Genomic DNA, 22,692 nt, shown 5'->3' with positions numbered 1-22,692 from the left:
GTGCGGCTGCGCGCTGGCGGGGTCGACGGACCCGAAGGGGGCCTTGCGGCCGTACGCCGGTAGGCGCTACGGCGACGGCAGCGAGTCCGACCGAGCCACCACGACCTCCTGACGCTTCCTCGACCGTCCTGACCAGTGGATGTCAACGGCCTTGGAGGGCCTTGACGTTGTCGCCGAAGGTCCAGCCCTTCGAGCCGTCCCAGTTGACCGACCACGTCATGAGCCCCTTCAGCGAGCCACCGAAGGCGTTCCACGACTGGCCGACCAGGCTCGGATCCATGTAGCCACCACCCGCGCCGGGCTGGGCCGGCAGACCGGGCACCTGCTTGCCGTAGGGCACCTTGACGGTGGTGCCCTGGATGGTCAGGCCGTTGTTCAGGCAGGTGGTCTGCGCGGTGAAGCCCTGCACGGTACCGGCCTGGTAGGAGTCGCCGGAGCAGCCGTACATGCTGCCGTTGTAGTACTGCATGTTCAGCCACCACAGTTGCCCGTTGTCGGCGTACTTCTTGATGATCGGCAGGTAGGCGCCCCAGATCGACCCGTAGGTGACGCTTGCGCCGGTGACGTACGCGGTTTCGGGGGCCATCGTCAGACCGAAGCCCGCGGGCATCCGGGCCAGCACGCCGTCGATGATGCGCTCCAGGTTGGCCTGGGAGGCGGAGAGCGTGTTGATGTCTCCGCTTCCGGACAGGCCGGTCTCGATGTCGATGTCGATTCCGTCGAAGTTGTACTTCTTGAGGATCGGGACGACGGTCGCCACGAACCGGTCGGCGACGGTACTGGAGCTCAGGTCGATGCCCGCGGTGGCACCGCCGATCGACATCAGGATCGTCGAACCGGCCGACTTGGCCTGGCACATCTCGGCGGGGGTCGAGACCTTGACGTTGGTGTCCATGCCGTCCTGCCACAGGACGGTGCCGTCCGAAAGGATCACCGGGAAGGCGGCGTTGATGACGTTGTAGCCGTGCGCGGCGATCCGGCTGTCCGTGATGGGGACCCAGCCCATGCCCGGGTGGACGCCGTTCGCGGCGCCGTCCCAGTTCTCCCAGTATCCCTGCAGGACCTTGCCGGACGGCTTGGGCTTCGTGGGGCAGGTGTCGCCCGGCGGAGTGGTGGTCGGCGGGGAGGTGGTCGGCGGGGCCGTGGTGGGCGTCGCCGTGGCGGTCGGCGTGGGGCTGCTGCCGCCGGGGCCGGTGAGCGACACGTCGTCAGCGTCGTAGGCGGGCTGCCCGTACCAGCCGTGCAGGTAGACGGTCACCGAGGTGGTGTTCGGCCCGGTGGTGAAGCCGACGCTGAGCTGGCTGTACGACGGGCTGTTCGGCGTCCAGGTGGACGGCGCACTGGTGATGCCGGTGCCGGTGGCGCCCAGGTAGACGTAGCTGCCCTGGACGTAGGCGCTCAGCGTGTACTGGGAGTTGGGCTGCACGCTGACGGTCTGGGTGCACTGGGCGTTGTCCTGGCCGGTCGGCGTGGCCTGGAGCGCGGAGGCGCCGGAGTGCACCGGACTGCTGACGGCCGCGCCGGAGCCGCTGGAGCAGGTCCAGCCGGAGAGTCCGTCCTCGAAGCCGGGGTTGGCCACCAGGTTGGCGGTGGCAGCCCCGGCCGTGACGGAGCCGGCCACCGCGATGCCGGCACCGATGACGGCGACGGCGCTCACCCCGGCGAGAGCGCGCCGCAGGACGGCCGGTCCGTACTCGGCGCGGCTGGTCCGGTTCACCTGCGATGCGCGTTCCACGGTCGCCCGGTACGGGCTACGAGCCCCGAGTGGCTCGCTCCCGGCCTGGTCGCCTTCGCGGCGGCCGGGATCCTGACAGGGGCGGAAATCACCCGACTGACGTGGAGTGCGCGACCTCCGACGGACCATGCTGTGCTCCCTTCCCGCCGAGCGCCATGGACATGACCGACGCGTGGGGGCGTGACGCCCGGCTCTGGGTGAGGTGGGGACATGTGGGGCTGTGCCGGACCGGATCGTAGGGAGCTGCGGCAAGGCCGGTCAATAGGTCTGGACCAATATTGAAAAATGCGGCTCGGTTGAGCGCGAGGGCCGAGCCGGTAGCAGGCTGCGGCTTCTTACCGATGGATGACGCGACGGCCGCCTTCGGTGGCTGCGCGGTCCGCGGCCGGTAGCGTCGGCAGGCATGAGGATTCTGGTCACCGGCGGTGCCGGGTTCATCGGTTCGACAGTCGTGCGGGCGCTGGTGGCGGCCGGCCACGAGGTGTGTGTCCTGGACGCGCTGCTGATCGCCGTGCACCCTTCGGGGGCGGCGCCGGTGCTGCCGGCCGGGGTGGACTTCCGGCACGGGGACGTGCGGGACGCGGCGGCGGTCGGGCAGGCGCTGGCCGGGGTGGACGCGGTCTGCCACCAGGCCGCGATGGTGGGCCTGGGGCTGGATCTCGACGACGCGCCCGCCTACGCGGGCTGCAACGACCTGGGCACCGCGGTCCTGCTCGCCGCAATGGCGCGATCCGGGGTACGGAACCTCGTGCTCGCCGGGTCGATGGTGGTCTACGGCGAGGGCCGGTACCGGTGCCCTGTGCACGGAGACGTCTCGCCCGGTCCGCGCCGCCCGGACGAGTTGGACGCCGGCCGGTTCGAGCCGCCGTGCCCGCGGTGCGGCGCACAACTGCACCCCGGGCTGGTGACGGAGGACGCGCCGACTGATCCGCGCAACGTGTACGCGGCCACCAAGCTGGCCCAGGAGCACCTGGCGGGTGCCTGGGCCCGTGCCTGCGGAGGCCGCGTTCTGACGCTGCGCTACCACAACGTCTACGGGCCGGGGATGCCGCGCGACACACCGTACGCCGGGGTGGCCTCGCTGTTCCGCTCCGCCTTGGCCCGGGGCGAGGCGCCCCGGGTGTTCGAGGACGGCGGCCAGCGCCGGGACTTCGTCCACGTCGAGGACGTCGCCGCCGCCAACCTGGCCGCGCTCACGGCAGTCGGCGATCGGCCACCGGGCGGCGCCCGCGCCTACAACGTGGGCAGCGGCGAGGTGCACACGATCGGGGAGATGGCCCGGGCGCTGGCCGCCGCTCACGGCGGTCCGGCCCCGGTGGTGACCGGCGAGTACCGGCTCGGCGACGTCCGGCACATCACCGCGGAGTCCTCCCGTCTCCGCGAGGAGCTCGACTGGCGCGCCCGGGTCCCCTTCGCCGAGGGAATGGCGGAGTTCGCGGCGGCGCCCCTGCGCGCGTGACCTCAGGTTCGCGCGGCGGGGAGGACGATCTCGAAGCAGCAGCCCCCGGCGACGTTGCGGACCCGGGCGCGCCCGGCGTGCGCCTCGACGATGCCGCGGACGATGGCGAGCCCGAGCCCGGCACCGCTGCCCCCGCCCTCGCTCGGCCGACGCGGATTCCCCTGATCGGCCGGCCGGGGCGTGCGGGCGGCACTGCCGCGCCACCCCGTTTCGAACACCCGGGGCAGGTCCTGCTCCGGGATGCCGCCGCAGCCGTCGGTGACCGAGAGCACCACCTCGTCGGCCTCCCGGCGAGCGGAGACCGCGACGACGCCGTCCTCGGGGGTCGAACGGATCGCGTTGACCAGGAGGTTTCCGAGCACTCGGGTGATCTCGCCACTGTCCACCTCGACGGGCTCGGCGGCGACCTGCCGGCCCTCCAAGCGGACACCGCGCTTCCGGGCCAGGGGGTGGGCCCCGGCGAGCGCGTCGTCGACAAGGTCGTAGACGGACACCCGGGACAGCGACAGGGCCAACGCCCCCGCCTGGATGCGCGAGAGCTCGAAGAGGTCGTCCACCATCCCGGTGAGCCGCTCGACCTCGGTCCGCATCCGCTGCAGGTACCGCTGCGGGTGCTCCGCGACGCCGTCCTCCAGCGCCTCGGCCATGGCGCGCAGCCCTGCCAGCGGAGTGCGCAGGTCGTGCGAGATCCAGGCGATCAGCTCCCGGCGGGAGGTGTCCAGGGCCTGCGCCCGGGCCCTCGACTCGGCCAGTCGGGCGCTGGTGGCGGCGAGTTCCTCGCTGAGCTGGGCCAGTTCCAGGCCGAGCGGGGGCTCCGGCGCGGCGAACCCGGTGTCGCTGCCCACGGTCCGGGCGGCCGCGGTCAGCGCCCTGCCCCCGGCCACGACCTGGCGGCCGAGCAGCGCGGCGGTCGCCAGCGACACCACCGAGGCCATCGCCAGCACCGTGATCACCACCCCGAGGTCGTGCCGGGACAGGAACATCGCCTGGGCGACGGCGAAGGTGCCGGAGGTGACCGCCAGCACGGTGACGGCGGCGACGCAGAACAGCGCCAGCGCGAGCGAGCGCCGGCGCAGCAGCCGGACGGCCGCCCAGCCGAGCAGACCTGCCCCGCCGGCGCCGAGCGCGGCGAACAGGGCGATCAGCAGCAGGTCCTTCACGCCGGGCCGCCCTCCCGGTCCGCTGCCGGGCCGCTCTCCTGCCCGGCCGCCGGGTCGTAGCGGTAGCCGACACCCCAGACGGTGGTGATCAGTACCGGCGCGGCCGGGTCGTCCTCGATCTTCTCGCGCAGTCGGCGGATGTGGACGGTGACGGTGGACAGGTCGCCGAAGTCCCAGCCCCACACGCGTTCCATCAGCTCCTGTCGGGAGAACACCGTCCGCGGGTGCCGGAGGAGGAACGCCAGGAGGTCGAACTCCCGCAGGGTGAGGAGCAGTTCACGCCCGTCGCGGTGGACACGGCGGGCCTGCGGGTCGAGCGCGATGTCTCCGGAGACCACCGGGCCGCCGGCGGGGGACGCGGGAGCGGCGGCCCGGGAGCGGCGCAGCACGGACTGGACCCGCAGGACGAGTTCCCGCGGGCTGAAGGGCTTGGTGACGTAGTCGTCCGCGCCCAGTTCCAGGCCGAGGATGCGGTCGGCCTCGTCACCCTTGGCCGTGAGCATGACGACCGGCAGCCCGGCGCCGTCCTCGGAGGCACGCAACCTGCGCAGGATCTCCAGGCCGTCGATGCCGGGGAGCATGAGGTCCAGGACCAGCAGGTCCGGGCGGTGGGCTCGGGCCAGGGCAAGGCCCCCGTCGCCGTCGGCGGCGCGGTCGACCCGGTGGCCCGCCCGGGTGAGGTAGCCGGCGACGACCTCGGCAACGGTCGGGTCGTCGTCGATCACCAGAATGCGGCCGGGGCACGGCGGTCCTGGGGTGGCGGGGCTCTCGTTCACCCCGCCGAGGATACGAGCCCCGGCGAACGCCGAGCGCCACGCCGGGTCTGACGTCCGGGTTCCGTAAGATCCCCCGAACGGGCCACCGGTACCCGGACGTCGCACTTCCGTAAGGGCGCGGTTCGGCTTCGACGGGCCCGACCGCGGTTAGCGTGGCCGACGTGACCCCTCCCCTTGTCTCTGATGTCGTTTTGCCCTGCCTCGACGAGGCCGAGGCCCTGCCCTGGGTGCTCGGACGCATCCCCGCCGGTTGGCGGGCGATCGTCGTGGACAACGGTTCGCGGGACGGCTCCGCGGAACTGGCCCGCTCCCTGGGCGCAACCGTCGTCAAGGAGACCCGGCGCGGTTTCGGTGCCGCCTGCCATGCCGGACTCCTCGCCGCGACCGCCGAGCTGGTCTGCTTCATGGACTGCGACGGCTCGCTCGACCCGGCCCAACTGCCGCGGGTCGCCGCGCCGGTCGCGGCGGGCGCGGCGGACCTCGTGCTCGGCCGGCGCCACCCCACGAGGGCCGGCGCGTGGCCGGCGCACGCCCGGCTCGCCAACGCCCTGCTGGCCCGCCGCCTGCGCGCCCGCACCGGCGCGCCGCTGCACGACCTGGGGCCGATGCGCGCCGCACACCGGGAGCGGCTGCTCGCGCTCGGACTGGGTGACCGCCGCTCCGGCTATCCGCTGGAGATGGTGCTCGCCGCCTCGGCGGCCGGGATGCGGATCGCCGAGACCACCGTCGACTACCTGCCCCGAACCGGCCGCTCCAAGGTGACCGGGACGCTGCGCGGCACCCGGCAGGCCGTACGGGACATGCGGGCCGTGCTGGCCGCGCCGCCGCCCACCCTGCTGGTCATCGCGAAGTCTCCGGTGCCCGGGCGGGTGAAGACCCGCCTCACCCCGCCCTGCACCCCCGAGCAGGCGGCGACACTGGCGGGAGCCGCACTCGAGGACACCCTCGCCACCCTGAGCCGGGTGCCCGCCGGGCGGCGGCTGCTGGTGCTGGACGGCGAACCGGGTGGGTGGCTGCCATCGGGATGGGAGGTCGTGCCGCAGTGCGCGGGCGGGCTCGACGAACGCCTGGCCGCCGCCTTCGCGCGGGCCGCCCGGGTGGCCCCGCGGGCACCCGCTCTGCTGGTCGGCATGGACACCCCGCAGTTGGATGCGGCCGCGCTGGCCGAGCCGCTGTCGGCCGCCCGCCGCCCCGGCGTGGACGCCTGGTACGGGCCCGCGGCGGACGGCGGGTTCTGGGCCCTCGGGCTGGCGCGTCCCACCGGGCGACTCGCCCGGCGGCTACTGCTGGGCGTACCGATGTCCACGCCCGACACCGGCCGTGCGCTGCTCGACCGCCTCGCCGCCGCCGGGCTGACGGTCCATCACCTCGACCTGGTCACCGACGTGGACACCATCCTCGACGCGCGCCGGGTCGCCGCGGAGGCGCCGCGGACCACGTTCGCCGCGCGCCTGCGCTCGATCGACGCCACACCGGGGACGGCCGGATGACCGCCCCGGCTACCGCGTGGGTGGACGATCCGTTCGCCGAGGCCGTCCGCGCCGGGCGCGGCCCGCTGTGGCTGCGCCAGGAGGACGGAGCGCGCATCCCCCTCGATGTCGAACGCTGGTGCGCGCCCGCCGCCGCGAGCGACCACAGCCTGCTGCGGCGCTGCCTGCGGCTGAACGCGCCGGTGGTGGACCTGGGCTGCGGGCCCGGCCGCCTGGTCGCCGCCCTGCTGGCCCTCGGCGTCCCGGCGCTCGGTATCGACATCACCGGTGCCGCCGTGGCGCGGACCCGGCACCTCGGCGGTCCGGCGCTCTGCCGATCGGTGTTCGACCGCCTGCCCGCCGAGGGCCGCTGGGGCGCCGCGCTGCTCGCCGACGGCAACCTCGGCATCGGTGGCGACCCAGACGCCTTGCTCCGCCGGGGCGCCGAACTCATCGCACCGAACGGGCTGTTGCTGGTGGAGGTGGAGCCGGAGGAGGTGGACGAACGCGCCGTCGTCCGGGTGGAAGGCCCGGACGGCCGACTCGGTCCGCCGTTCCCCTGGGCCCGTCTCGGCACGGCCGCCACCCTGCGACGGGCCCACACCGCGGGCCTCGTCGAGGCGGAGCGCTGGACCTCGCACAGCCGCCACTTCCTCGCGCTGCGCAAGGGGTGACTCGCGCTGCGCAAGGGGTGAGCGCCCCCGGACGCGGCGGATGACGGGCGCCGCGTCCAGGAGTTCCGGCACGATGCCGCTCGCCTACCGCTCGGCGTCCGTGGCCTGCCACTGCGGGTGCTCGCGCTCGGCCCACTGCCGCTCCACCAGGCCGGTCCGCATCCCGAGCCGAGCCTCCCGGTCCCGCCAGGCCATCCGGATGTGCCCGGCGACCACGACGGCGATGGCGGCGGCCAGCCAGTCGTGCACGAAGGTCGCGCCGGTCCGCCAGGACGGCGGGGCGAGGTGGGTGAGCCACATCAGCAGCCCGGTGCCGACGATCACCAGCATCGAGCCGAGGGTCCACTGCGCGTAGAGCTTCTGTCCGGCGTTGAACTTCCCGGCCGGCCGGTGCGCCGCTCGGGCGCGGACGGCCCGCAGCCACTGCCAGTCCGCCGGGGTGAACCGGCTCAGCCGGGTGACGTCCGCCCGCACCGCCCGGGAGGCGAGTCCGAGCAGCAGCGGTACCGGCAGCGCCAGGCCGCACCACACGTGCACGGTGACGACCAGCGGCCGGTTGCCGACCAGTTCGGCGAGCGGCGCGAGGTAGAGGCAGGCGGCCGTGGCCAGGCAGACGCCCGTCAGCGCGGCGGTCGTACGGTGCACCCAGCGCTCGGCGTGGGTGAAGCGGAGGATCAGTTCAGCTCGTCGGCGCATCGTCCCGCCCGTTCGACCGGCCGACCCAGGCGTCGACGTCGTATCCGTTCCGCTCCCAGTACCCGGGCTGGACCGCGTCGGTGACGGTGATGCCCGAGAGCCACTTCGCGGACTTGTAGAAGTACATCGGCGCCACGTACAGCCGCACCGGCCCGCCGTGGTTGTGTGCGATCGGGTTGTCCTGCATGCGCAGTGCGACCAGCACGTCGTCCCGCCGGGCCTGCTCCAGGGTGAGGCTCTCGGTGTACTCGCCGTCGAAACAGCTGAAGCGCACGGCCTTGGCTCCCGGCTTGACCCCGGCGGCGTCGAGGAGGTGGGCCAGCGGCACCCCCTCGAACGGGGTGTCCGGCACCCGCCACCCGGTGACGCACTGGACGTCCTTGACCAGCCGCCGCTGCGGCATCGCCTGCAGGTCGGCCAGCCGGTGGGTGGCGGGGCGCTCCACCAGTCCGTCCACGGTGAGGGTGTAGTCGACCGCATTCCGCTCGGGGACGGAGGTCACCACCGAGTAGTACCGGAAGCCGTTGTTGCCCGGCAGCAGTCCGCTCAGGCCGCTCGGGTCCCGTTCCGCCAACGACGACTCGGCCCGCTGCAGGTACGGGCCGGCCGCGACGCCCACGGCGCCCAGCCCGAGCAGCCCGAGCACGACCCGCCGGCCCACGGGCGTGCCCTTGGGGTGTTCCGCTTTTCTGTCCACGGCCCCGATTCGACCAGGTCGGCCCGGGCCTCGGCCAGTGACGGCGGTGTTCCGTCAGGGTTTCGTCATCTCCGGCGCCGCACCGCGCGCCGTGCGGACCGGCGCGGCGCTCACGAGCCTGCGCAGCGCCGGCACCACCAGGACGCAGGCCAGGGCGACCGCGTAGGCGGTGCGCTGCGCCTCCGGCCCGCCCACCAGGTAGAGCGCCTGTCCGGCCGCCGGGACCGCCAGCCACTCCCACCGCCCGTCGAGCGCCACCAGGGCCACCACGAGCAGTCCGTACCAGGGGTAGCTCGGCGCGACCAGCAGCAGGGCGGTCCCCGTCACCAGGAGCGCGCCCCGCCATGGGCGGTGGGGATCACCGCGCCGCAGAACCCACAGCACCACGGCGCCCAGCGCCAGGGCGGCCGCCCACGCGGCCCACCGGTCAGGCACCACCAGCCGCAGCAACCCGAACCGGTCGAGGTGCCCCTGCTCGTACCCCTCCTCCCGCAGGTACCCGGGCAGGTAGCCCAGGACGCCGACTCCGGAGACGGCGACGTACGGCAGGTAGGCCAGCACGAACGTCCCGAGGGCCGCCGCGAGCACCATCAGGTCGCCCTTCGTCGGGCGCCGGGCCAGCAGCCCGGACAACGCACCGGGCAGGGCGAGCGCCGGCAGCAGCTTGGTCGCGGCCGCCGCCCCGAGCAGAGCGCCCCCGGCACCGGCCCGACGGTGGGCCGCACAGCCCAACCCGGCCACCATGAGGAGCGCGCCGAGGGTGTCCACGTGCGCGTCGTTGACCGCCCACACCGTCACGCCCGGACACCACCCCCACAGCGCCGCCCGCCGGCTCCCCCGCCCGACCGCCAGCAGCACACCGGTGGTGGCGACCGCCAGCAGCGCACCGGCGACCTGCACACCGCGCACCCCGCCGCCGAAGGGGTGCCCGGCGAGGAACCAGGCCTCCGCGACCGGCGGGTAGACGGTGTGCACGGCCGGCCGGTTGATGCGGGTGCAGTCCCCGGCCGCCGTCCGCCGCTCGTCCCAGGTCGCACAGCCGTCCCCCACCGGGAACAGGCCCGCATCGCGCAGCCGGACCAGCGCCGGGTCGTCCGGGGTGTACGCGTACGGGGAGAGGCCGGCCGCCTGGACCCGCCCGTCCCACACGTACCGGTAGGCGTCGTCGCTGGTCCGCGGCGGCGCCAGCAGCCCGGCCGCGGCGACCAGGACGCTCCCGGTCAGCACCAGCGGCACCACGTGACGGCGGCTCACCTTCCGCAGCAGGAGCAGCGCGAGGACGAAGAGCGCGGCGTCGAGTGCGTACCAGTCGTAGAGCGGCGACCGGTCGGCGAGTGTCCCGCCGCCGGTCACGGTCAGAGCGAGGGCCACCGCGAGGGCGGCGACGGCAAGGGCGCAGGTCAGGGAAGTACGGGTGAGCACGCGCCCACCCTGCCACCGGCACCTGCCCGCCGCCGGCACCGGCGGGGCCGCCGTTCGGAATCCGTAAGCACCGCGCGGCGGTGTGGTCACCGCTCCTGGGCGGTCAGTCGCCGGGAACGCCGGGAAGGCCGGTCGTGAGGCTGTCCAGGACGTGCGAGCAGACACACGCGCGGTCGGCCGGCAGCATCCCGATCGCCTTGAACAGCACCGTGCGCAGCCGGTCGACGCTCCCCGCGAAGACCTTGAGCACCTCGGCCTGGGTGACGCCCTCGCCGGCCTCCACGCCGGCGTCGTGGTCGGTCACGAGTGCCACCGAGGTGTAGCAGAGCCCGAGTTCACGGGCGAGGACGGCCTCGGGATGGCCGGTCATGCCGACCACCGACCAGCCGTTCGCGGCGAACCAGCGGGACTCGGCCCTGGTCGAGAAGCGCGGGCCCTCGATCACCACCAGCGTCCCGCCGTCCACCGGCTCCCAGGCCGCCCCGCGCGCCGCCTCCAGCGCGGCCCGCCGCCCGGCCGGGCAGTACGGGTCGGCCATCGACACGTGCACCACCTCGGGCACCGAGCCGTCCGGCAGCGGCAGCCCGTCGTAGAAGGTCTGCACCCGCCCCGAGGTCCGGTCCACGAACTGGTCCGGCACCAGCAGCGTGCCCGGCCCGTACTGCGCCCGCAGCCCGCCCACCGCGCACGGCGCGAGCACCTGCCGGACCCCCAGCGAGCGCAGCGCCCACAGGTTGGCCCGGTAGTTGATCCGGTGCGGCGGCAGACCGTGGCCACGCCCGTGCCGGGGCAGGAACGCCACCCGTCGCCCCGCCACCTCCCCCACGAACAGCGCGTCGCTGGGGGGACCGTACGGCGTGACGACCCGCACCTCGGTCACCTCGTCCAGCAGCGCGTACAGCCCCGAACCGCCGATCACACCCACCTCGGCCCACGGCTCTTCCCGATGCACCGTCATCCCTACCGCCTCTCAGAGGAAGAACGTCCCGGCCACTGTAGGAGCCGGCTGCGGCGGGCTCCGTGAACCACGGCCTTACGATTCGCGGACACCGCACGCGAGCGAAGGCAGCCCGCCGCGGCGGCCGGCGTCCGGTCAGCGGTGTTCCGGGTCGCCGGAGTGCTTCCGTTCCTTCAGTGGGGTGACACGGCGGTTGCCGCTCATCGCGGCTCGCGTCGCCCGGTTCGATGGGCGGCGCGCAGCGTGAGCGCCAGGCCGACGGCTGCCGCGCCGAACAGGATCCCGGTGATCGCGAGCCATCGGCCGAGGTAGACCTCCTCCGACAGCCCGGTGGCTCCCGGGTAGGGCTCGGACAGATCGAGGACGAGCGGGAACCAGACGAGCAGCAGGAGACCGGAGAGGAAGGCCGGTACGCGGAGGTAGTTGATCCACTCCACTGCGGCGGCCCGTTCCCGGCGGTGGCGGAGCACGGCCCGGGCCGAGAGGTCGGCGAGCGAGTACAGCGGCAGCAGGATCAGGTCGTGGGCGACGGCCGCGCCGACGAACCAGATCGCCACCGCGAGAGCCCGGTCGGCCACGAGTCGCTCGACGGCGTAGCCGGTGAGCGCGAAGGACGCGAGGAGGACGAGCAGGTGCATCGGGCCGGCGCCGTACCAGCGGGTGAGGCGGGCGAGTCGGGCCATGGTCACGTCCTGAAGGTGAGTCGGCGGACCCATTTGGTGTTGTTCACACCGGGGTTGGCGGGAACGATGATCCGGGCGGGATAGCCGTGGTCGAGGGAGAGGTCGGCTCCGTTGACCCTGAGGGCGAGGAGGGAGCGGAGGTCGCGGATCTGGTTGCCGCGCAGCACCACGGAGCTGTAGGGACCGGGCGGTTGGACCGACTCCACCAGCACGCTCGACGCCTCGGGCAGGCCGGCCATGGCGGCAAGGTCGGCGAGCCGGAGTCCGCTCCAGTGCTGGTCCGCGGTGGACCAGCCCTCCACGCAGGCGATCGGCAGCCAGGCCGACTGCTGCGACATCGAGAGCAGTTGCTCGCGGGAGAGCGACCGCGCCGCCCCGGCGCCGTACAGCTCCAGCCGCCAGTCCGGGCCGACCATCGCCGACGAGACGCCGACGGCGGCAGCCGTCTTGTTGACCTGGAAGCCGTTCGGACCGTCCCCCGGGGCGCGGTTGTGGGGTGCCAGCAGTGCGGTGGTCCGGAGCCGGCCGCCGATGCTCTGCCCCACGGTGACCGCGAACAGGACCAGGGACCCTGCGCCCACCAGCGCGAGTGCGCCGCGCCGGGCGATCGTCGGGGCGGCGGGGGCGACCGCCACCAGGCCGTCGGCGTCGGGCGGCTCGGGTCTGGTGTCGGCGAGGCCGGTCCGCAACTCCCCCAGTAGCGAACGCGACTTCAGGGCGCGGACCATCGTTCCCAGCTTGAGGGTCACGTGGACGGCGAACGCCGCGATGAACACCCACGCGCCGTAGAAGTGGAGGGTGTAGAAGGACCCTGGGAAGACGTAGTGGAGCTGGATGTTGAGGATCCCGGTCACGAATTCGAAGACGACCCCGCCGACCAGCATCAGCAGCGACAGCCGCTCCAGCGCGTGGGCGGCGCTGCGCACGGGCGGCCACTCGAAGAGTTTCGGGATCACCGACCACAGCTTGGCCAGCACCACCGGCACCAGGGTCACGCCGAGCGTCACGTGCACGCCCTGGGTGAGCCGGTACAGCCAGGACGGGTGGGTGGGCCAGTCGAAGAGGTAGAAGCCCAGCACGCCCTTGTCCGGGGTCTGGTCGTTGAGCGGGCCGAGGTCCGGGTTGTAGGCGGCGTAGGACAGGGCCCCGGTCACGAAGAGGACCGGGAGCCCGACGAGCAGCACCAGCCCGAACACCGAAGTCAGCCAGGGCCCCCGGATCGGACTGCGCCAGAACCCCGGGCGGAACGGTCCTGGCGGTGCGGGCGCCTGCCCGGGCCCGCGGGCGAACGCCGACAGTCGGACACGCACCGCGGCACGGGACCGTTCAACGGCCTGGACCGCGCCGCGCCAGATGCTGCCACCGGCCCGAGTGAGGCGCCGCAGCGGATCGGCGGCTCGCCGCCACCGGCTTCTCCCACGCGATCCACCACCACGCCAAGACCCAACCACCCGCCACCTCCGACCCGGACCCCATCGAGGAAGCGCGGTTCACCGGTTCCCTGCCGCACGGAAGAGCCGGCGATCGCCGGCACTCCGCACAGCCGCGGTCAGAACCGGTCGACCAGCACCCGCCGGACAGCCAACCACCAGCGGCCAACCCGTCCAGGCGAAGCCGAACCCGACTGACGGGAAGTTCACCCGGACGGACGCGCCTCGGGTCACGGACACCTGGAAGCCGCGCACCCGCCCGCAGGGCCTAGGCGGCGCGGAGGGGAGTTTCGGCCCGCGCGGCCGGGAGGCGTTCAGCGGGCCGCGGTGGGCGGCGGCAGCCGCAGGCCCGCGAGGTCCGGGGGTACGGCGGTGTCGGGGCGGAAGAACGGGGCGAACTCCCCGTCGGTCGCGGTGGCGGGTGCGTCGGTGAGTCGGAAGCGGTCCCGCAGCCGACCGTAGAAGTCGGTGGGCTGGAGGCGGATGAGCCGTACGCGTTGCGGGGCACGGTAGACGCCGATCCAGTCGCCCGGGTCGATGATTCCCCTCAGCTGGCCGTCGATGCTGACCGCGGCGCGGCCGGAGTGCGGCAGGATGCGCAGCGCGATCGGTTCGTCGGGAGCGGCGACGACGGTGCGGTTGAAGGTCATGTGCGCGGCGATCGGGGTGAAGACGACCGCGTCCATGTGCGGGGAGAGCACGGGGCCGCCGGCGGAGAAGCTGTACGCGGTCGAGCCGGTGGGCGTTGCGACCACGAGGGCGTCGGCCGAGTAGGCGGCCAGCAGCCTGCCGGAGATGTAGACGCCCGCGCTGACCTGGTGGTCCCGGGCGAGCTTCTCCACCACCACGTCGTTGAGGGCGTTGACGTCCAAGGGCAGACCCCAGCCGTCGCCCGCGGTGTGCTCCGGCCGCACCTGCGGTGATGGCAGGGCGGGGGCTCGTCCGTAGCAGAGGAAGGCCTCCATCTCCGCGGGCACCTCCGGCGGCCTGGAGGCGCGCATGGTCAGCGTCATCCGCTCCTCGACCGGGGCGCGGCCGGCGTGGACGGCGTCGAGGGCGGCGGTGATGTCGCAGGCCGGCACCTCGGTGAGGAAGCCGACCTTTCCCAGGTCGACACCGAGCACGCTGGCTCCGGTCTTCACGGCGATCCGGGCGCCGCGCAGGAAGGTCCCGTCCCCGCCGAGGGTGACGACCAGGTCCGGGTCCCCGGCGGCGTGGGCCTCCTCGCGGCCGGAGCCGCGCCGTCGGTCCTGCGACCAGACGTCGATCTCCGTGCAGGCGACGTCGTGCGCCTCACACCAGGCGTGCACGGCACGGGCGGCGTCGCGGGCGGCGCCGCGGCCCTGGTGGACGACCAGTCCGACGCGGTGCACGGGCATGGAGGACCTCGTCTTGTCGCCACGTTGCCGCGGCTCTGCCCGCCGGGGTGCAGTGGCCGCGCGCTCCTACCCGACCCATGGTGGGGCCTCGGCGGGCGATCGGCTCGCCGGGACGGGCCCACCGACACCCACCTGCCCGCCATCAACGGGGCGATCACGGTCCCCACCGACAAACGACCGCCAGGTGACGCACCGGCGCGACCACCTCGACCCCGTCGCGGTCTTCCACGCCCTCGGACGGCCGGCCGATCCCCAGCGTGGTGCCCGCGCCACCGCCGAGGTGCTCGGCCAGCAGGGTGGCGGCGGTGTGGCCGGACGGATCCTTCTCCTTGATCGTCGCCGTGCCGACCATCTGCGCGACCAGGTAGAAGCAGGTAGAAGATCGAGACCAGACTGTAGGAGTCCACTCGTCAGCCGTGGATCCGCTCCATCCAGGCCTCGGGACCGGTTCGAGCCGGGCGTGGCACCCGGCTCGAACCGATCCTGGACCCGACGGGTCATCAGCCGGGGGTGACCGCGTTCCAGGTCGGTTCACGCCGGTGACCGTGGCGCCAGCCGCGGGTGTGGACCGAGTCGGTGCGGGCTTGTCGAAGCCGTCCTTCGCGTCGACGTTCCGTCCGCTGTCCCAGAAGGACTGCGGTGCGTAAGCCCCCCAGTCCTCCCGTCCTCCCTATGACCACAGCTCCTTCTCGGGTTGTACAGGGTGTACTGGGCGGAGCGGCCGAGTTGCTTCCACAGGCAGGAGCGGCCCGGGTTGCCGGTGTCGACCTTCTTGAGCCGGACCCATTGGTCGGTGGGGCTGGCGCACAGCGCGACTCCTTGTCCGGGAATTCCGGCGAGAGGGATGGATTTCGGTCTGCCCCTCCTGCGACGGTCAGGACGCGCAGTCGCGGCAGATGGGCTGACCGTTCTTGTCCTCACCGGCGAGTTGGGCGCGGTGGTGGACCAGGAAGCAGGTCATGCACGTGAACTCGTCCTCCTGGAGGGGCACGACCCGGACGGTGAGTTCCTCACCGGACAGGTCGGCCCCCGGAAGCTCGAGCCCTTCGGCGGCCTCGGGCTCCACGTCGACGTTGGAGCTCTGCTTGTCGTCGCGCCTGCTCTTCAGTGCCTCGATGCTGTCGTCGTCGCTCTCGTCGCCGGTGTCGCGTGGGGCGTCGTAGTCGGTTGCCAAGGTGGTGTCTTCTCCTCAAGGGTCGCTTCCGGCGGGCGGGTCGTGCCGTCCGCCGGCCCGCGGGGAGTGTGTTCGTGGCCGATCACGCCCGCGGCGGGACATCTATACAGCACGGGATGGCCGACGGTGATCATTGCCAGTCCCGGACACCCGTTCGCGGCTACCGCACGATGCCCTCGGGGAGTATCGGTGAGTGCCACGGACATCGACGTGGGCGGGCTGCGCGTCGACGAGGCGGGTGCGGGCATGAACATCGGGCTGCTGCTGCCCGGTGTCGTGGCGGGGGCAGTGGAGCGGGGGGCAGGTCCTCGCGGCACCCGGCTCGATCGGCGCACACACCGCTTTCAGGCGCGCGGGGCGAGGGATCGTCCGATCGGGTGAGGAGTCGGCGATCCGCCGAAGACCGGTCGGCGCCGAGCCGGCTGCTGCTGGGAGCGTGGCGGGCGTGGGCGGCGCGGCGGCCGGGAGAGTCGGCGCCGCTGCTGCCCGGGTGGGCGGTGACCAAACCGGTGGGCCTGGCGGCTCCTGCTCGGCCGCGAACTGCCCGGCGCCGGGCCGGGCACCGATCTCGGTCACGGGCCACCAGCATGCCCGGCCGGGCCCTGGCATGGCCGTTCCCGCCGGATCGGGCACCGCTCGTTCATCGGGCCGGCCAGATCGGGGGAAGCCGGTGCACCGCCGTCCTGCGGCCGAAAGGTGCCCGCCTGGCGAGTTGTCCGCCGCCAGCCTGGACAGATCGCCCCCAAACCGCCGCGAACAGTGAGCCCGCTCACACCCGAACGGGGTCCACGACGGGCGACAGTGGCCGCGCCCGGCGCCGCCCGCGACCCCGACTGCGACGTTTGCGCAGCTCAGCGGCGTTGGCACGGCCACGCGGCCCGCGCTTCGGAGCAACGGCGGTCCGCCCTGGATATACGACTGCGGATCGTTCACCAGTCCGGCTTCCGGAGCGCTCGTGGAGCTGGGCCGGTTGTCCGATGGGCCCGGACGAGCGGCCGCTCAGCGCGTGGCGGCCTTCTCCCGGGCGCGGCGGACGTCGTACGCGAAGAACCGCCGGACCGCGTGGCCGAGCTCGTCCGGGCCGGAGAAGCCGCGGCGGGCCGTTTCGGCCTCCGGTGAGGTGCCGGGCCGGCGCCAGTGGCGGAGGAAGAGCGTGGCGCACATCGCCGGCGGCGGGACGACGAGGCGGTGGCGGGCCTCCTCGGCGGCCGCGTCCGCGCGGGCGACCAGGTCGCACCATTCGTCCCAGCGTTCGTCCGCGCGCAGCCGTGCCAGGGCCGTCGGCCGCCAGTCAACCGACTGCCATACCGGCCAGACCCGCACCATGAGGAGCCGGTTCCGGTCCGCGGCGGTGAGCCCGTCCGCTTCCGATGCCGTGAACCAGCGGGTGAGTGCCGGTGGCAGCGGCGAGTGGTCGTCGAGTCCCAGCCGGGCCCGCGCGTAGGCCTCGGTGGTCGTGCCCTCGGCGCGGGCGAGGCCGTCGAGCAGACCGCTGAGGACCTCCTCGTGCAGCCCCGGGTAGTCGTCCTCGAACAGCCGGACCGCGTCCAGGACGTCGAGGTCGGACATCCACCGGCCGGGGGCGTGCTCGCGCCGGGTCCGGCGGGCGAGGGCCTGGGTACGGCTGATCCCGGTGACGGGCACCTCCGTGGCGGCCGGGCCGGGTGCCGTGGTGCCGCCGCTGCGGATCGCGCGCAGTGCCGACACCGCGTCATGGCGTTTGAGGTCCCAGACGCCCGAGCCGATCATCTCCTCCAGCGTCCGCAGCGCGTCGTGGTCCTCCTCCCCCACGGCCCGTTCGAGGTCCTTCCAGCCCCGGTGGGTGAACGGCAGCGCCTTGGCGGCCGCCACGATCCGCCGCCCGGCCGCCTCGGCAACGAGATCCGTCTCGGCGCCCTCCCGGCAGCCGTGGCGGAGGTTCACCAGCGCCACGGTCTGCGCCGGGTACCCGACCGCGGCGGGCCCGTGCAGGACGCCCACCTCGTCGTCCCCGTCGATCTCGCCGGAGGCGTACATCTCGTAGACGGTGCCGATGCCCCGCATGCCACAGGGGGCCAGTTCGGCGGCCCGCAGCGCGCCCATGCTCGCGGCGCCGAGGACGTGGGCGCCCTCGGTGATCACCTGGAGGATCTCCTTGTGGCCGACGGACCGGCGTTCGCGGAAGTAGCCGTCGATGATGACGGCGACGTCGCCCGGGTTCCAGTGGTCCGCGAGGAGGTCGCCCCGCCCGGCGGGCGGACGCACCTCGGCGTCCGGGAGCACCGCGTGGACCTCGGCCGCGGACAGTGTCGGCCCGGTGTAGACCACCACCCTGGATGCGCTCACTACAACACCTCCGGACAGACGCGGCTTCCGGGCGCCACGACCTTGACGACGGGGACCCCGATCTCCTCCCGGGTCAGGTCGACCAGGAGGGGCGGGTTGGAGAAGGCTTCGGCCGCCCGCTGGACGACGTACCGGAGGTCGTCGACCAGGCCGTCGCGTTCCACGCGCCGGTCGATCAGGTCGCCGAGGTCGGCGGCCGGGCCCCGGTCGCGGCTCAGCCGACCGACGTCCACCTGGTCGAAGTCGTCCTGGAGGTCGTCCCTGGCTCCGGAGATGTACGCGAGCCGGGCCTGCGCCGCTTCGGTGACGGCGCGGGTCAGCGCGATCGAGGGGTTGACGTGGCAGCCGAAGCCGAACATCGCGGCCGGGTAGTCGTGGCAGGCCACCCAGGAGAGGAAGCAGGGCAGGCCGGTGGGCGACGGCACCAGGCGGACTTCCAGGGTGACGCCGGCGCGTTCGATCAGCGAGCACAGTTCCTCGGCCACCGCCGACCCGGACGTCCTCGGGTCGACGCGCACGCCCAGCTCGCCGCCCGCCTTCACGGCCGCCGTCATCGCGTCCCGCTCGATCACCTCGCAGAGCGCGTGGAGCGCGGCCTCCACCAGGGTGTTGCCGCTGGCCAGGCCGTTGGTCGACTCGAAGAAGGCGGGCGGGTTCCAGCCCGCGTGCTCCACCAGGCTGAGCCGCACGACGTCCACGGGGACGAGGGTGGGCGCGCCGTCGACCAGCGATCTGGCCGCCGTCCACTCCAGGGGCAGGCCGTCGTGCAGCACGCTCGGCTCCGAGGGCGCCAGCGCGCTGACGTCGTAGCCCAGTTCCCTGCCCAGTTCCCTGCCGACGTCACGGGGAGCGGCCGTCAGGACGGATTCCACGGGCTGCTCGACGTGCCAGGTCTCGACGGACTCCATCACCGCCGACAGCCGCGCCAGCTCGGCCGTCACCCCTTTGCCCTGGGACACGGCGAGGGTGCGGGACAGCGGCCGGATGGCCTGGAAGGTCGGGATGCCGATGGTGTCGAGCCGGGTGATGTCGGCGATCCGGGTGACGCCCACCTGCTCCGCCGCCCGGCGTGCCATCGCCCAAGTGGCCTCCGGGGACCGGGCCCGGTTCGTCCCCGGCAGCCTGAGTACCGTCCGGTCCTGCTGCGAGGCCGCCCAGTACGGGGACGGGTCGTCGGTCCGCGCGATGGCGGCGGCTGCGTCGTCGTTCTGCACGGTGACGGGACTCCCTGCGGGTCAGAGGTTCTGGGTACGGCGCAGCAGCGCCCGGCCGGCGACGGCGTTGGCGACGAGGGCGACGGCGGCCAGCACCACCAGCGCGGGCCAGGCCTTCCCGAGGCCGAAGATCGCGGCGTCGCGCATCCCGTTGACCGCGTACGTCACCGGGTTCACCGTGGAGATCCAGCGGAGCACCTCGGGGAGCTGCTGCGTGGTGGACAGCGACGGGGCGGAGAACACCAGGACCGGGACGGACACGCTGGTGAGCACCATGAAGGTGCGGTAGTCGCTGATCAGGATCGCCGCCGCCAGGTAGAGCCCGTTGAAGGCCACCGAGGACAGCACCAGCGCCACCAGCAGCCAGGTCCACTGGGCGACGCCGAACGGGTAGTCGAAGAGGATCGCGGCGACGACCAGGGCCAGCAGGCTCTGTGCCAGCACCAGCGTGACCCCGGCGAGCAGTTTGCCGGCCAGGAAGCGCGACCGGCGCAGCGGCCAGCTCCACAGCTGGGTCGACACGCCGCTCATCTCTTCCTGGAACATCGCCATGCCGGTCGTCCCGGAGGCGCTGACCACCGACATCGCCAGCACCATGGGCAGGAGGAAGACGGAGAACGCGAGCCGGTCGCCGCGGTAGGTGATGTCCCCGACGACGTTGCCGAGCGAGGTGTTGACCAGCAGCAGGTAGACGAGCATCGGGGTCAGGCCGAGGACGAGGTTCACCCGGTTGCGGGCGAGGAGCGCGTACTCGCGGTAGAACACCGCGGTGAGGTCGGCCGTCCTCCTCGTCGCGACCGGTGCGGTGTTCTCGAATACGGGCACGGTCACGGTGTCAGCCCTCGCTCCCGGTCATGCGCAGGAACACCTGCTCCAGTGAGTCTGTGACGGTGGAGACGCCCGAGACGGCCACTGCGGAGTCCTGGCAGTGTCTGGACAGTGGCGGCAGCACGTCCCGGACCTGCGCGTTCTCGATGCGCACCTCGGTGTCGTCGACGGCGGCGGTGAGCCCGGCGGCGTCGGCCCACTCCTTGACGACCTTCGCGCCGACCGCGTCGTCCACCTTCACCAGCACGTGCGCGGCGCCGAACTCCCGGACGAGTTCGCTCGGTTGGGCGAAACGGACGACCTTGCCCCGGTTGACGACCAGGACGCGCCGGGCGTTGCGCTCCAGCTCCTCGATGATGTGGCTGGTCCAGATCACGGTCATGCCGTTCTCCTCGCGCAGCCACCGCACGAAGCGCTCGATCTGGTGCCGGCCGGCCACGTCCAGCCCGGCGGAGGGCTCGTCGAGGATCAGGAGCGCCGGGATGGTCAGCAACGCCCGTACGAGTTGCAGGCGTTGGCGCTGGCCGCCGGACAGCTGGAAGACGAGCTGCGAGAGTGCGTCCTCCAGACCGAGGAACTCGGCCACCTCCAGCGCCCAGGGCCGGGCGGCGCGCCAGGACAGGCCCCGGAAGCGGGCGGCGATCTGCAGGTTGTCCAGCGCCGAGAGCATCTCGTCGTACGGGGCGGACTGGTGCATCGCGCCGATACCGCTCTTGGCGGCGACCGGGTCGCGGGTCGGGTCCGCGCCGAAGACCCGGATCTTCCCGGTGGTGGGAGGGGTGACGCCGCAGATCATCTTCATCAGGGTCGTCTTTCCGGCACCGTTGGGGCCCAGCAGCCCGATGGTCTCGCCCTCGGCGATGTCGAACGATATACCGTCGACGGCCGGTGTCGTTTTCCCCCGGTAACGCTTGGTCAGTTCTTCGGCGTGCACCACAGCATTCGCCACGATCCCTCCCTTCGCATTCCTCACATCGCGCTCGATCTCTTCCGGATCTCTTATCGATCTCTTTCGGGATGGTCGGCCGAGGTGTTCCCGGTGGACCCTACGCCGATCGGAGCGCGCGCAACCGGCCGGTGTGGAAGCTGCCTTGGAGCTGCCGCCGATCTGCCGCGGCGCACCCGGCCCGGGTGGCTAGCATTCCTGGCGTGAGCCGTTCAGGACATGCGGGGAACCACGACGGAAAGGCCGCCGTGGTGCTGGTGAATTGCGCGGGCGGCCGTGAATTGGAGATCGTGCGCGAGATATTGACGGGGCCGCTGGAAACGCCGACGATACTGATCCGGCAGGCCGACCTCCGCTCGACGCCCATGGCGCTCGACGTGGACACCGGCCTGCTGGACGTCGCCGGTCAGCGGGTCAGGCCGGCGGTCGTCTGGGTCCGTCACGCGGCGGCCTGCGCACTGGTGGCGCGGGCCGAGCCGGCGGGCTCGGTGACGCCGCTGCAGGCGGCGGCCTGGTCCGGGTTCCTCCAGCAGGTGGCGTCGACGGCGACCGCCGCCCTGCCCGGCAGCACCCTCGTCGGGCCGGGCCAGCTGGCGCAGGCCCGGCGGCTGGGCGTGCGGACTCCCCGCACGGTCGTCACCAACCACGTCCCGACGGGCACGCGCGGGCTGGGCACGCCGAGTGTGATCGTCAAGACCCAGGACTTCCGGTTGTTCGAGCCGGATCGGCGGAACTGGTCGAGGTGGCTGCCGTCGGTCATCGGTCCGGACGCGGTGGCGGGGGGTCATCCGGTCGCCGACGATCCGGTCGTCGGTCATCCCGTCGTCGTCCAGGAGTACCTGGGCGGCGCCCGGGAACTGCGGGTGTACCACCTCGGCGGCGGGATCTGCGCCTTCGAGGTCGACAAGCCGGACCCGTCGAGCCTGATGGCGGACCCCGGCAGCGTCACGGTGCGGCGGGTCCCGTGCCCGCCGGCCGCCGCCGACGCGGTGCGCGCCCTGTGCGCCGCGTGGAACCTGCGCTACGGGGCGTTCGACCTGCTCGTCCCCGACACCGGGGACCCGGTGTTCCTGGAGGCCAATCCGGACGGCGACTGGCTCTGGTTCGAACGCAGGGCGCGTTGGCACGGCGTCTCGTTCATGGCCGCCGTGATGGTCCGCGAGTTGTTCGTACGGAGTACGTCGTGAGGAGACCGCACCGATGACAGCGATACGGGGTGCCGAGGTCTCCGCCCGGGACCTGCTGCTGGTGGCCATGCTGGCGCGGGGGCACACGACCGAGCGCGTGGCCCGCGAGCTGCGGCTGAGCAGGCACACCGTGGGCGAGGAGATCAGCGTCCTGCTCGGGCGGTTCAACTGCCGCAACCGGGCGGAGCTGGTGGCCTACTGCTACGTCCACCGGCTGCTGCCGATCGGCATCTGGCCGCCGCCGTGCGGCCCTCGTGAAAGGGATGTCTGAAGGGGATGGGTGCCATGTTCGATCCGCTGACCAGCCTGCGTGAAGCGGGGCTCCCGGTCGACCAGTTGAGCGCCGCGCAGCGCGAGGTGCTGGCCGGTCTGACCGAGGAGGAGACGGCCGTCCTCGCGTCGGTCCAACGCCGGCTCGCCCAGGCGGAGGCCGAGCCGGACGCCGAGGTGTGGGCCCACGATCTGAAGCTGCTCTGATCC

23 protein-coding genes and 2 pseudogenes are annotated in these 22,692 nt (G+C 73.2%); 8 read left to right on the top strand and 17 right to left on the bottom strand.

Translation table 11 applies throughout. The features are described 5' to 3' along the window. Positions 1-142 precede the first annotated feature (142 nt). Positions 143-1,204 (bottom strand): chitinase, encoded by a 1,062-nt coding sequence (locus ACZ3UD_RS19650; RefSeq protein ID WP_465589214.1) that lies wholly within the window; start codon positions 1,202-1,204, stop codon positions 143-145. Positions 1,205-1,294: 90 nt separating this feature from the next. Continuing rightward, positions 1,295-1,864: pseudogene (locus ACZ3UD_RS19645) on the bottom strand (carbohydrate binding domain-containing protein); the annotation flags it as partial. Positions 1,865-2,138: 274 nt separating this feature from the next. On the opposite strand from ACZ3UD_RS19645, the gene ACZ3UD_RS19640 reads away from it, so the two are divergent. Continuing rightward, positions 2,139-3,194 carry an NAD-dependent epimerase/dehydratase family protein gene (locus tag ACZ3UD_RS19640; RefSeq protein WP_465588833.1) on the top strand — a complete coding sequence of 352 codons (1,056 nt, stop codon included), beginning with the start codon at positions 2,139-2,141 and terminating at the stop codon, positions 3,192-3,194. Between the two features lie 2 nt (positions 3,195-3,196). Here the strand turns inward: ACZ3UD_RS19640 and ACZ3UD_RS19635 are convergent, their stop codons facing one another. Further along, positions 3,197-4,354, bottom strand: coding sequence for a sensor histidine kinase (locus ACZ3UD_RS19635; protein ID WP_465588830.1), 1,158 nt, complete (start codon positions 4,352-4,354; stop codon positions 3,197-3,199). Continuing rightward, positions 4,351-5,130: a response regulator transcription factor gene (locus ACZ3UD_RS19630; RefSeq protein WP_465588827.1), complete on the bottom strand. Its 780-nt coding sequence runs from the start codon at positions 5,128-5,130 to the stop codon at positions 4,351-4,353. The genes ACZ3UD_RS19635 and ACZ3UD_RS19630 overlap by 4 nt, the downstream gene beginning before the upstream one ends. A 152-nt stretch (positions 5,131-5,282) precedes the next feature. On the opposite strand from ACZ3UD_RS19630, the pseudogene ACZ3UD_RS19625 reads away from it, so the two are divergent. The 3 genes and pseudogenes from ACZ3UD_RS19625 to ACZ3UD_RS19615 form a co-directional block, all read left to right on the top strand. Beyond that, positions 5,283-5,990 (top strand): annotated as a pseudogene (locus ACZ3UD_RS19625) (glycosyltransferase family 2 protein); the annotation flags it as partial. Next, positions 5,988-6,620: a TIGR04282 family arsenosugar biosynthesis glycosyltransferase gene (locus tag ACZ3UD_RS19620; protein WP_465589211.1), complete on the top strand. Its 633-nt coding sequence runs from the start codon at positions 5,988-5,990 to the stop codon at positions 6,618-6,620. The pseudogene ACZ3UD_RS19625 and the gene ACZ3UD_RS19620, both read left to right, overlap by 3 nt. Continuing rightward, the gene (locus ACZ3UD_RS19615) at positions 6,617-7,273 is read left to right on the top strand and encodes a class I SAM-dependent methyltransferase (RefSeq protein WP_465588823.1); all 657 of its coding nucleotides are present in this window, start codon (positions 6,617-6,619) and stop codon (positions 7,271-7,273) included. The genes ACZ3UD_RS19620 and ACZ3UD_RS19615 overlap by 4 nt, the downstream gene beginning before the upstream one ends. Before the next feature lie 84 nt (positions 7,274-7,357). Here the strand turns inward: ACZ3UD_RS19615 and ACZ3UD_RS19610 are convergent, their stop codons facing one another. The 9 genes from ACZ3UD_RS19610 to ACZ3UD_RS19570 all read right to left on the bottom strand — a co-directional run bounded on the left by ACZ3UD_RS19610 (position 7,358) and on the right by ACZ3UD_RS19570 (position 15,712). After that, entirely contained in the window at positions 7,358-7,969 is a 612-nt protein-coding gene (locus ACZ3UD_RS19610; RefSeq protein WP_465588820.1) for a cytochrome b/b6 domain-containing protein, read from the bottom strand. Then, complete coding sequence (locus ACZ3UD_RS19605; RefSeq protein ID WP_465588817.1) at positions 7,953-8,666, bottom strand: molybdopterin-dependent oxidoreductase; 714 nt, start codon at positions 8,664-8,666, stop codon at positions 7,953-7,955. Before ACZ3UD_RS19605 ends, ACZ3UD_RS19610 begins: the two co-directional genes overlap by 17 nt. A 54-nt stretch (positions 8,667-8,720) precedes the next feature. Further along, on the bottom strand, positions 8,721-10,088 hold the full coding sequence (locus tag ACZ3UD_RS19600; protein WP_465588814.1) for a hypothetical protein: 1,368 nt from the start codon (positions 10,086-10,088) through the stop codon (positions 8,721-8,723). A 103-nt stretch (positions 10,089-10,191) separates the two neighbouring features. Beyond that, positions 10,192-11,046 carry an S-methyl-5'-thioadenosine phosphorylase gene (locus ACZ3UD_RS19595; protein WP_465588811.1) on the bottom strand — a complete coding sequence of 285 codons (855 nt, stop codon included), beginning with the start codon at positions 11,044-11,046 and terminating at the stop codon, positions 10,192-10,194. A gap of 200 nt (positions 11,047-11,246) precedes the next feature. Beyond that, on the bottom strand, positions 11,247-11,729 hold the full coding sequence (locus tag ACZ3UD_RS19590; protein ID WP_465589208.1) for a hypothetical protein: 483 nt from the start codon (positions 11,727-11,729) through the stop codon (positions 11,247-11,249). A gap of 2 nt (positions 11,730-11,731) precedes the next feature. Continuing rightward, the gene (locus ACZ3UD_RS19585; protein ID WP_465589205.1) at positions 11,732-13,027 is read right to left on the bottom strand and encodes a molybdopterin-dependent oxidoreductase; all 1,296 of its coding nucleotides are present in this window, start codon (positions 13,025-13,027) and stop codon (positions 11,732-11,734) included. Between the two features lie 446 nt (positions 13,028-13,473). Next, positions 13,474-14,538 carry an NAD(+)/NADH kinase gene (locus ACZ3UD_RS19580; protein ID WP_465588809.1) on the bottom strand — a complete coding sequence of 355 codons (1,065 nt, stop codon included), beginning with the start codon at positions 14,536-14,538 and terminating at the stop codon, positions 13,474-13,476. A 154-nt stretch (positions 14,539-14,692) separates the two neighbouring features. Continuing rightward, the gene (locus tag ACZ3UD_RS19575) at positions 14,693-14,890 is read right to left on the bottom strand and encodes a hypothetical protein (RefSeq protein ID WP_465588806.1); all 198 of its coding nucleotides are present in this window, start codon (positions 14,888-14,890) and stop codon (positions 14,693-14,695) included. 522 nt (positions 14,891-15,412) lie between these two features. Beyond that, the gene (locus ACZ3UD_RS19570) at positions 15,413-15,712 is read right to left on the bottom strand and encodes a DUF4193 domain-containing protein (RefSeq protein ID WP_465588803.1); all 300 of its coding nucleotides are present in this window, start codon (positions 15,710-15,712) and stop codon (positions 15,413-15,415) included. Between the two features lie 189 nt (positions 15,713-15,901). Between ACZ3UD_RS19570 and ACZ3UD_RS19565 the strand changes: the two genes are divergently transcribed. Further along, positions 15,902-16,093, top strand: coding sequence for a hypothetical protein (locus ACZ3UD_RS19565; protein ID WP_465588800.1), 192 nt, complete (start codon positions 15,902-15,904; stop codon positions 16,091-16,093). 618 nt (positions 16,094-16,711) lie between these two features. Here the strand turns inward: ACZ3UD_RS19565 and ACZ3UD_RS19560 are convergent. The 4 genes from ACZ3UD_RS19560 to ACZ3UD_RS19545 are packed head-to-tail and all read right to left on the bottom strand — an operon-like array spanning position 16,712 to position 21,028. Beyond that, entirely contained in the window at positions 16,712-18,037 is a 1,326-nt protein-coding gene (locus ACZ3UD_RS19560) for a TfuA-like protein (protein WP_465588797.1), read from the bottom strand. Next, on the bottom strand, positions 18,037-19,251 hold the full coding sequence (locus tag ACZ3UD_RS19555; RefSeq protein ID WP_465588794.1) for a YcaO-like family protein: 1,215 nt from the start codon (positions 19,249-19,251) through the stop codon (positions 18,037-18,039). Before ACZ3UD_RS19555 ends, ACZ3UD_RS19560 begins: the two co-directional genes overlap by 1 nt. A gap of 21 nt (positions 19,252-19,272) precedes the next feature. After that, positions 19,273-20,082 carry an ABC transporter permease gene (locus tag ACZ3UD_RS19550; RefSeq protein WP_465588791.1) on the bottom strand — a complete coding sequence of 270 codons (810 nt, stop codon included), beginning with the start codon at positions 20,080-20,082 and terminating at the stop codon, positions 19,273-19,275. A 4-nt stretch (positions 20,083-20,086) separates the two neighbouring features. After that, positions 20,087-21,028 (bottom strand): ABC transporter ATP-binding protein, encoded by a 942-nt coding sequence (locus ACZ3UD_RS19545; protein WP_465588788.1) that lies wholly within the window; start codon positions 21,026-21,028, stop codon positions 20,087-20,089. A 200-nt stretch (positions 21,029-21,228) separates the two neighbouring features. Here ACZ3UD_RS19545 and ACZ3UD_RS19540 point away from each other — a divergent pair, with 200 nt between their 5' ends. The 3 genes from ACZ3UD_RS19540 to ACZ3UD_RS19530 are packed head-to-tail and all read left to right on the top strand — an operon-like array spanning position 21,229 to position 22,689. After that, positions 21,229-22,212, top strand: coding sequence for an MvdC/MvdD family ATP grasp protein (locus ACZ3UD_RS19540; RefSeq protein WP_465588785.1), 984 nt, complete (start codon positions 21,229-21,231; stop codon positions 22,210-22,212). Positions 22,213-22,225: 13 nt separating this feature from the next. Beyond that, the gene (locus tag ACZ3UD_RS19535) at positions 22,226-22,483 is read left to right on the top strand and encodes a LuxR C-terminal-related transcriptional regulator (RefSeq protein ID WP_465588782.1); all 258 of its coding nucleotides are present in this window, start codon (positions 22,226-22,228) and stop codon (positions 22,481-22,483) included. A gap of 14 nt (positions 22,484-22,497) precedes the next feature. Beyond that, a complete protein-coding gene (locus tag ACZ3UD_RS19530; RefSeq protein ID WP_465588779.1) occupies positions 22,498-22,689 on the top strand; it encodes an aroma-sacti cluster domain-containing protein in 192 nt (63 codons plus the stop codon). Positions 22,690-22,692: the final 3 nt, after the last annotated feature.

The organism is Kitasatospora sp. NPDC023118, assembly GCF_055560875.1.
Note: the sequence above shows the minus strand (reverse complement) of the source record. Positions and strands in the feature narration are given on the sequence as shown.

What these genes read in the sequence shown, in the direction of transcription:
- ACZ3UD_RS19640 (WP_465588833.1), top strand. Translation starts at nt 2,139, where the DNA reads ATGAGGATTCTGGTCACCGGCGGTGCCGGGTTCATCGGTTCGACAGTC.
- ACZ3UD_RS19615 (WP_465588823.1), top strand. Translation starts at nt 6,617, where the DNA reads ATGACCGCCCCGGCTACCGCGTGGGTGGACGATCCGTTCGCCGAGGCC.
- ACZ3UD_RS19610 (WP_465588820.1), bottom strand. Translation starts at nt 7,969, where the DNA reads ATGCGCCGACGAGCTGAACTGATCCTCCGCTTCACCCACGCCGAGCGC.
- ACZ3UD_RS19595 (WP_465588811.1), bottom strand. Translation starts at nt 11,046, where the DNA reads ATGACGGTGCATCGGGAAGAGCCGTGGGCCGAGGTGGGTGTGATCGGC.
- ACZ3UD_RS19590 (WP_465589208.1), bottom strand. Translation starts at nt 11,729, where the DNA reads ATGGCCCGACTCGCCCGCCTCACCCGCTGGTACGGCGCCGGCCCGATG.
- ACZ3UD_RS19580 (WP_465588809.1), bottom strand. Translation starts at nt 14,538, where the DNA reads ATGCCCGTGCACCGCGTCGGACTGGTCGTCCACCAGGGCCGCGGCGCC.
- ACZ3UD_RS19575 (WP_465588806.1), bottom strand. Translation starts at nt 14,890, where the DNA reads ATGGTCGGCACGGCGACGATCAAGGAGAAGGATCCGTCCGGCCACACC.
- ACZ3UD_RS19535 (WP_465588782.1), top strand. Translation starts at nt 22,226, where the DNA reads ATGACAGCGATACGGGGTGCCGAGGTCTCCGCCCGGGACCTGCTGCTG.
- ACZ3UD_RS19530 (WP_465588779.1), top strand. Translation starts at nt 22,498, where the DNA reads ATGTTCGATCCGCTGACCAGCCTGCGTGAAGCGGGGCTCCCGGTCGAC.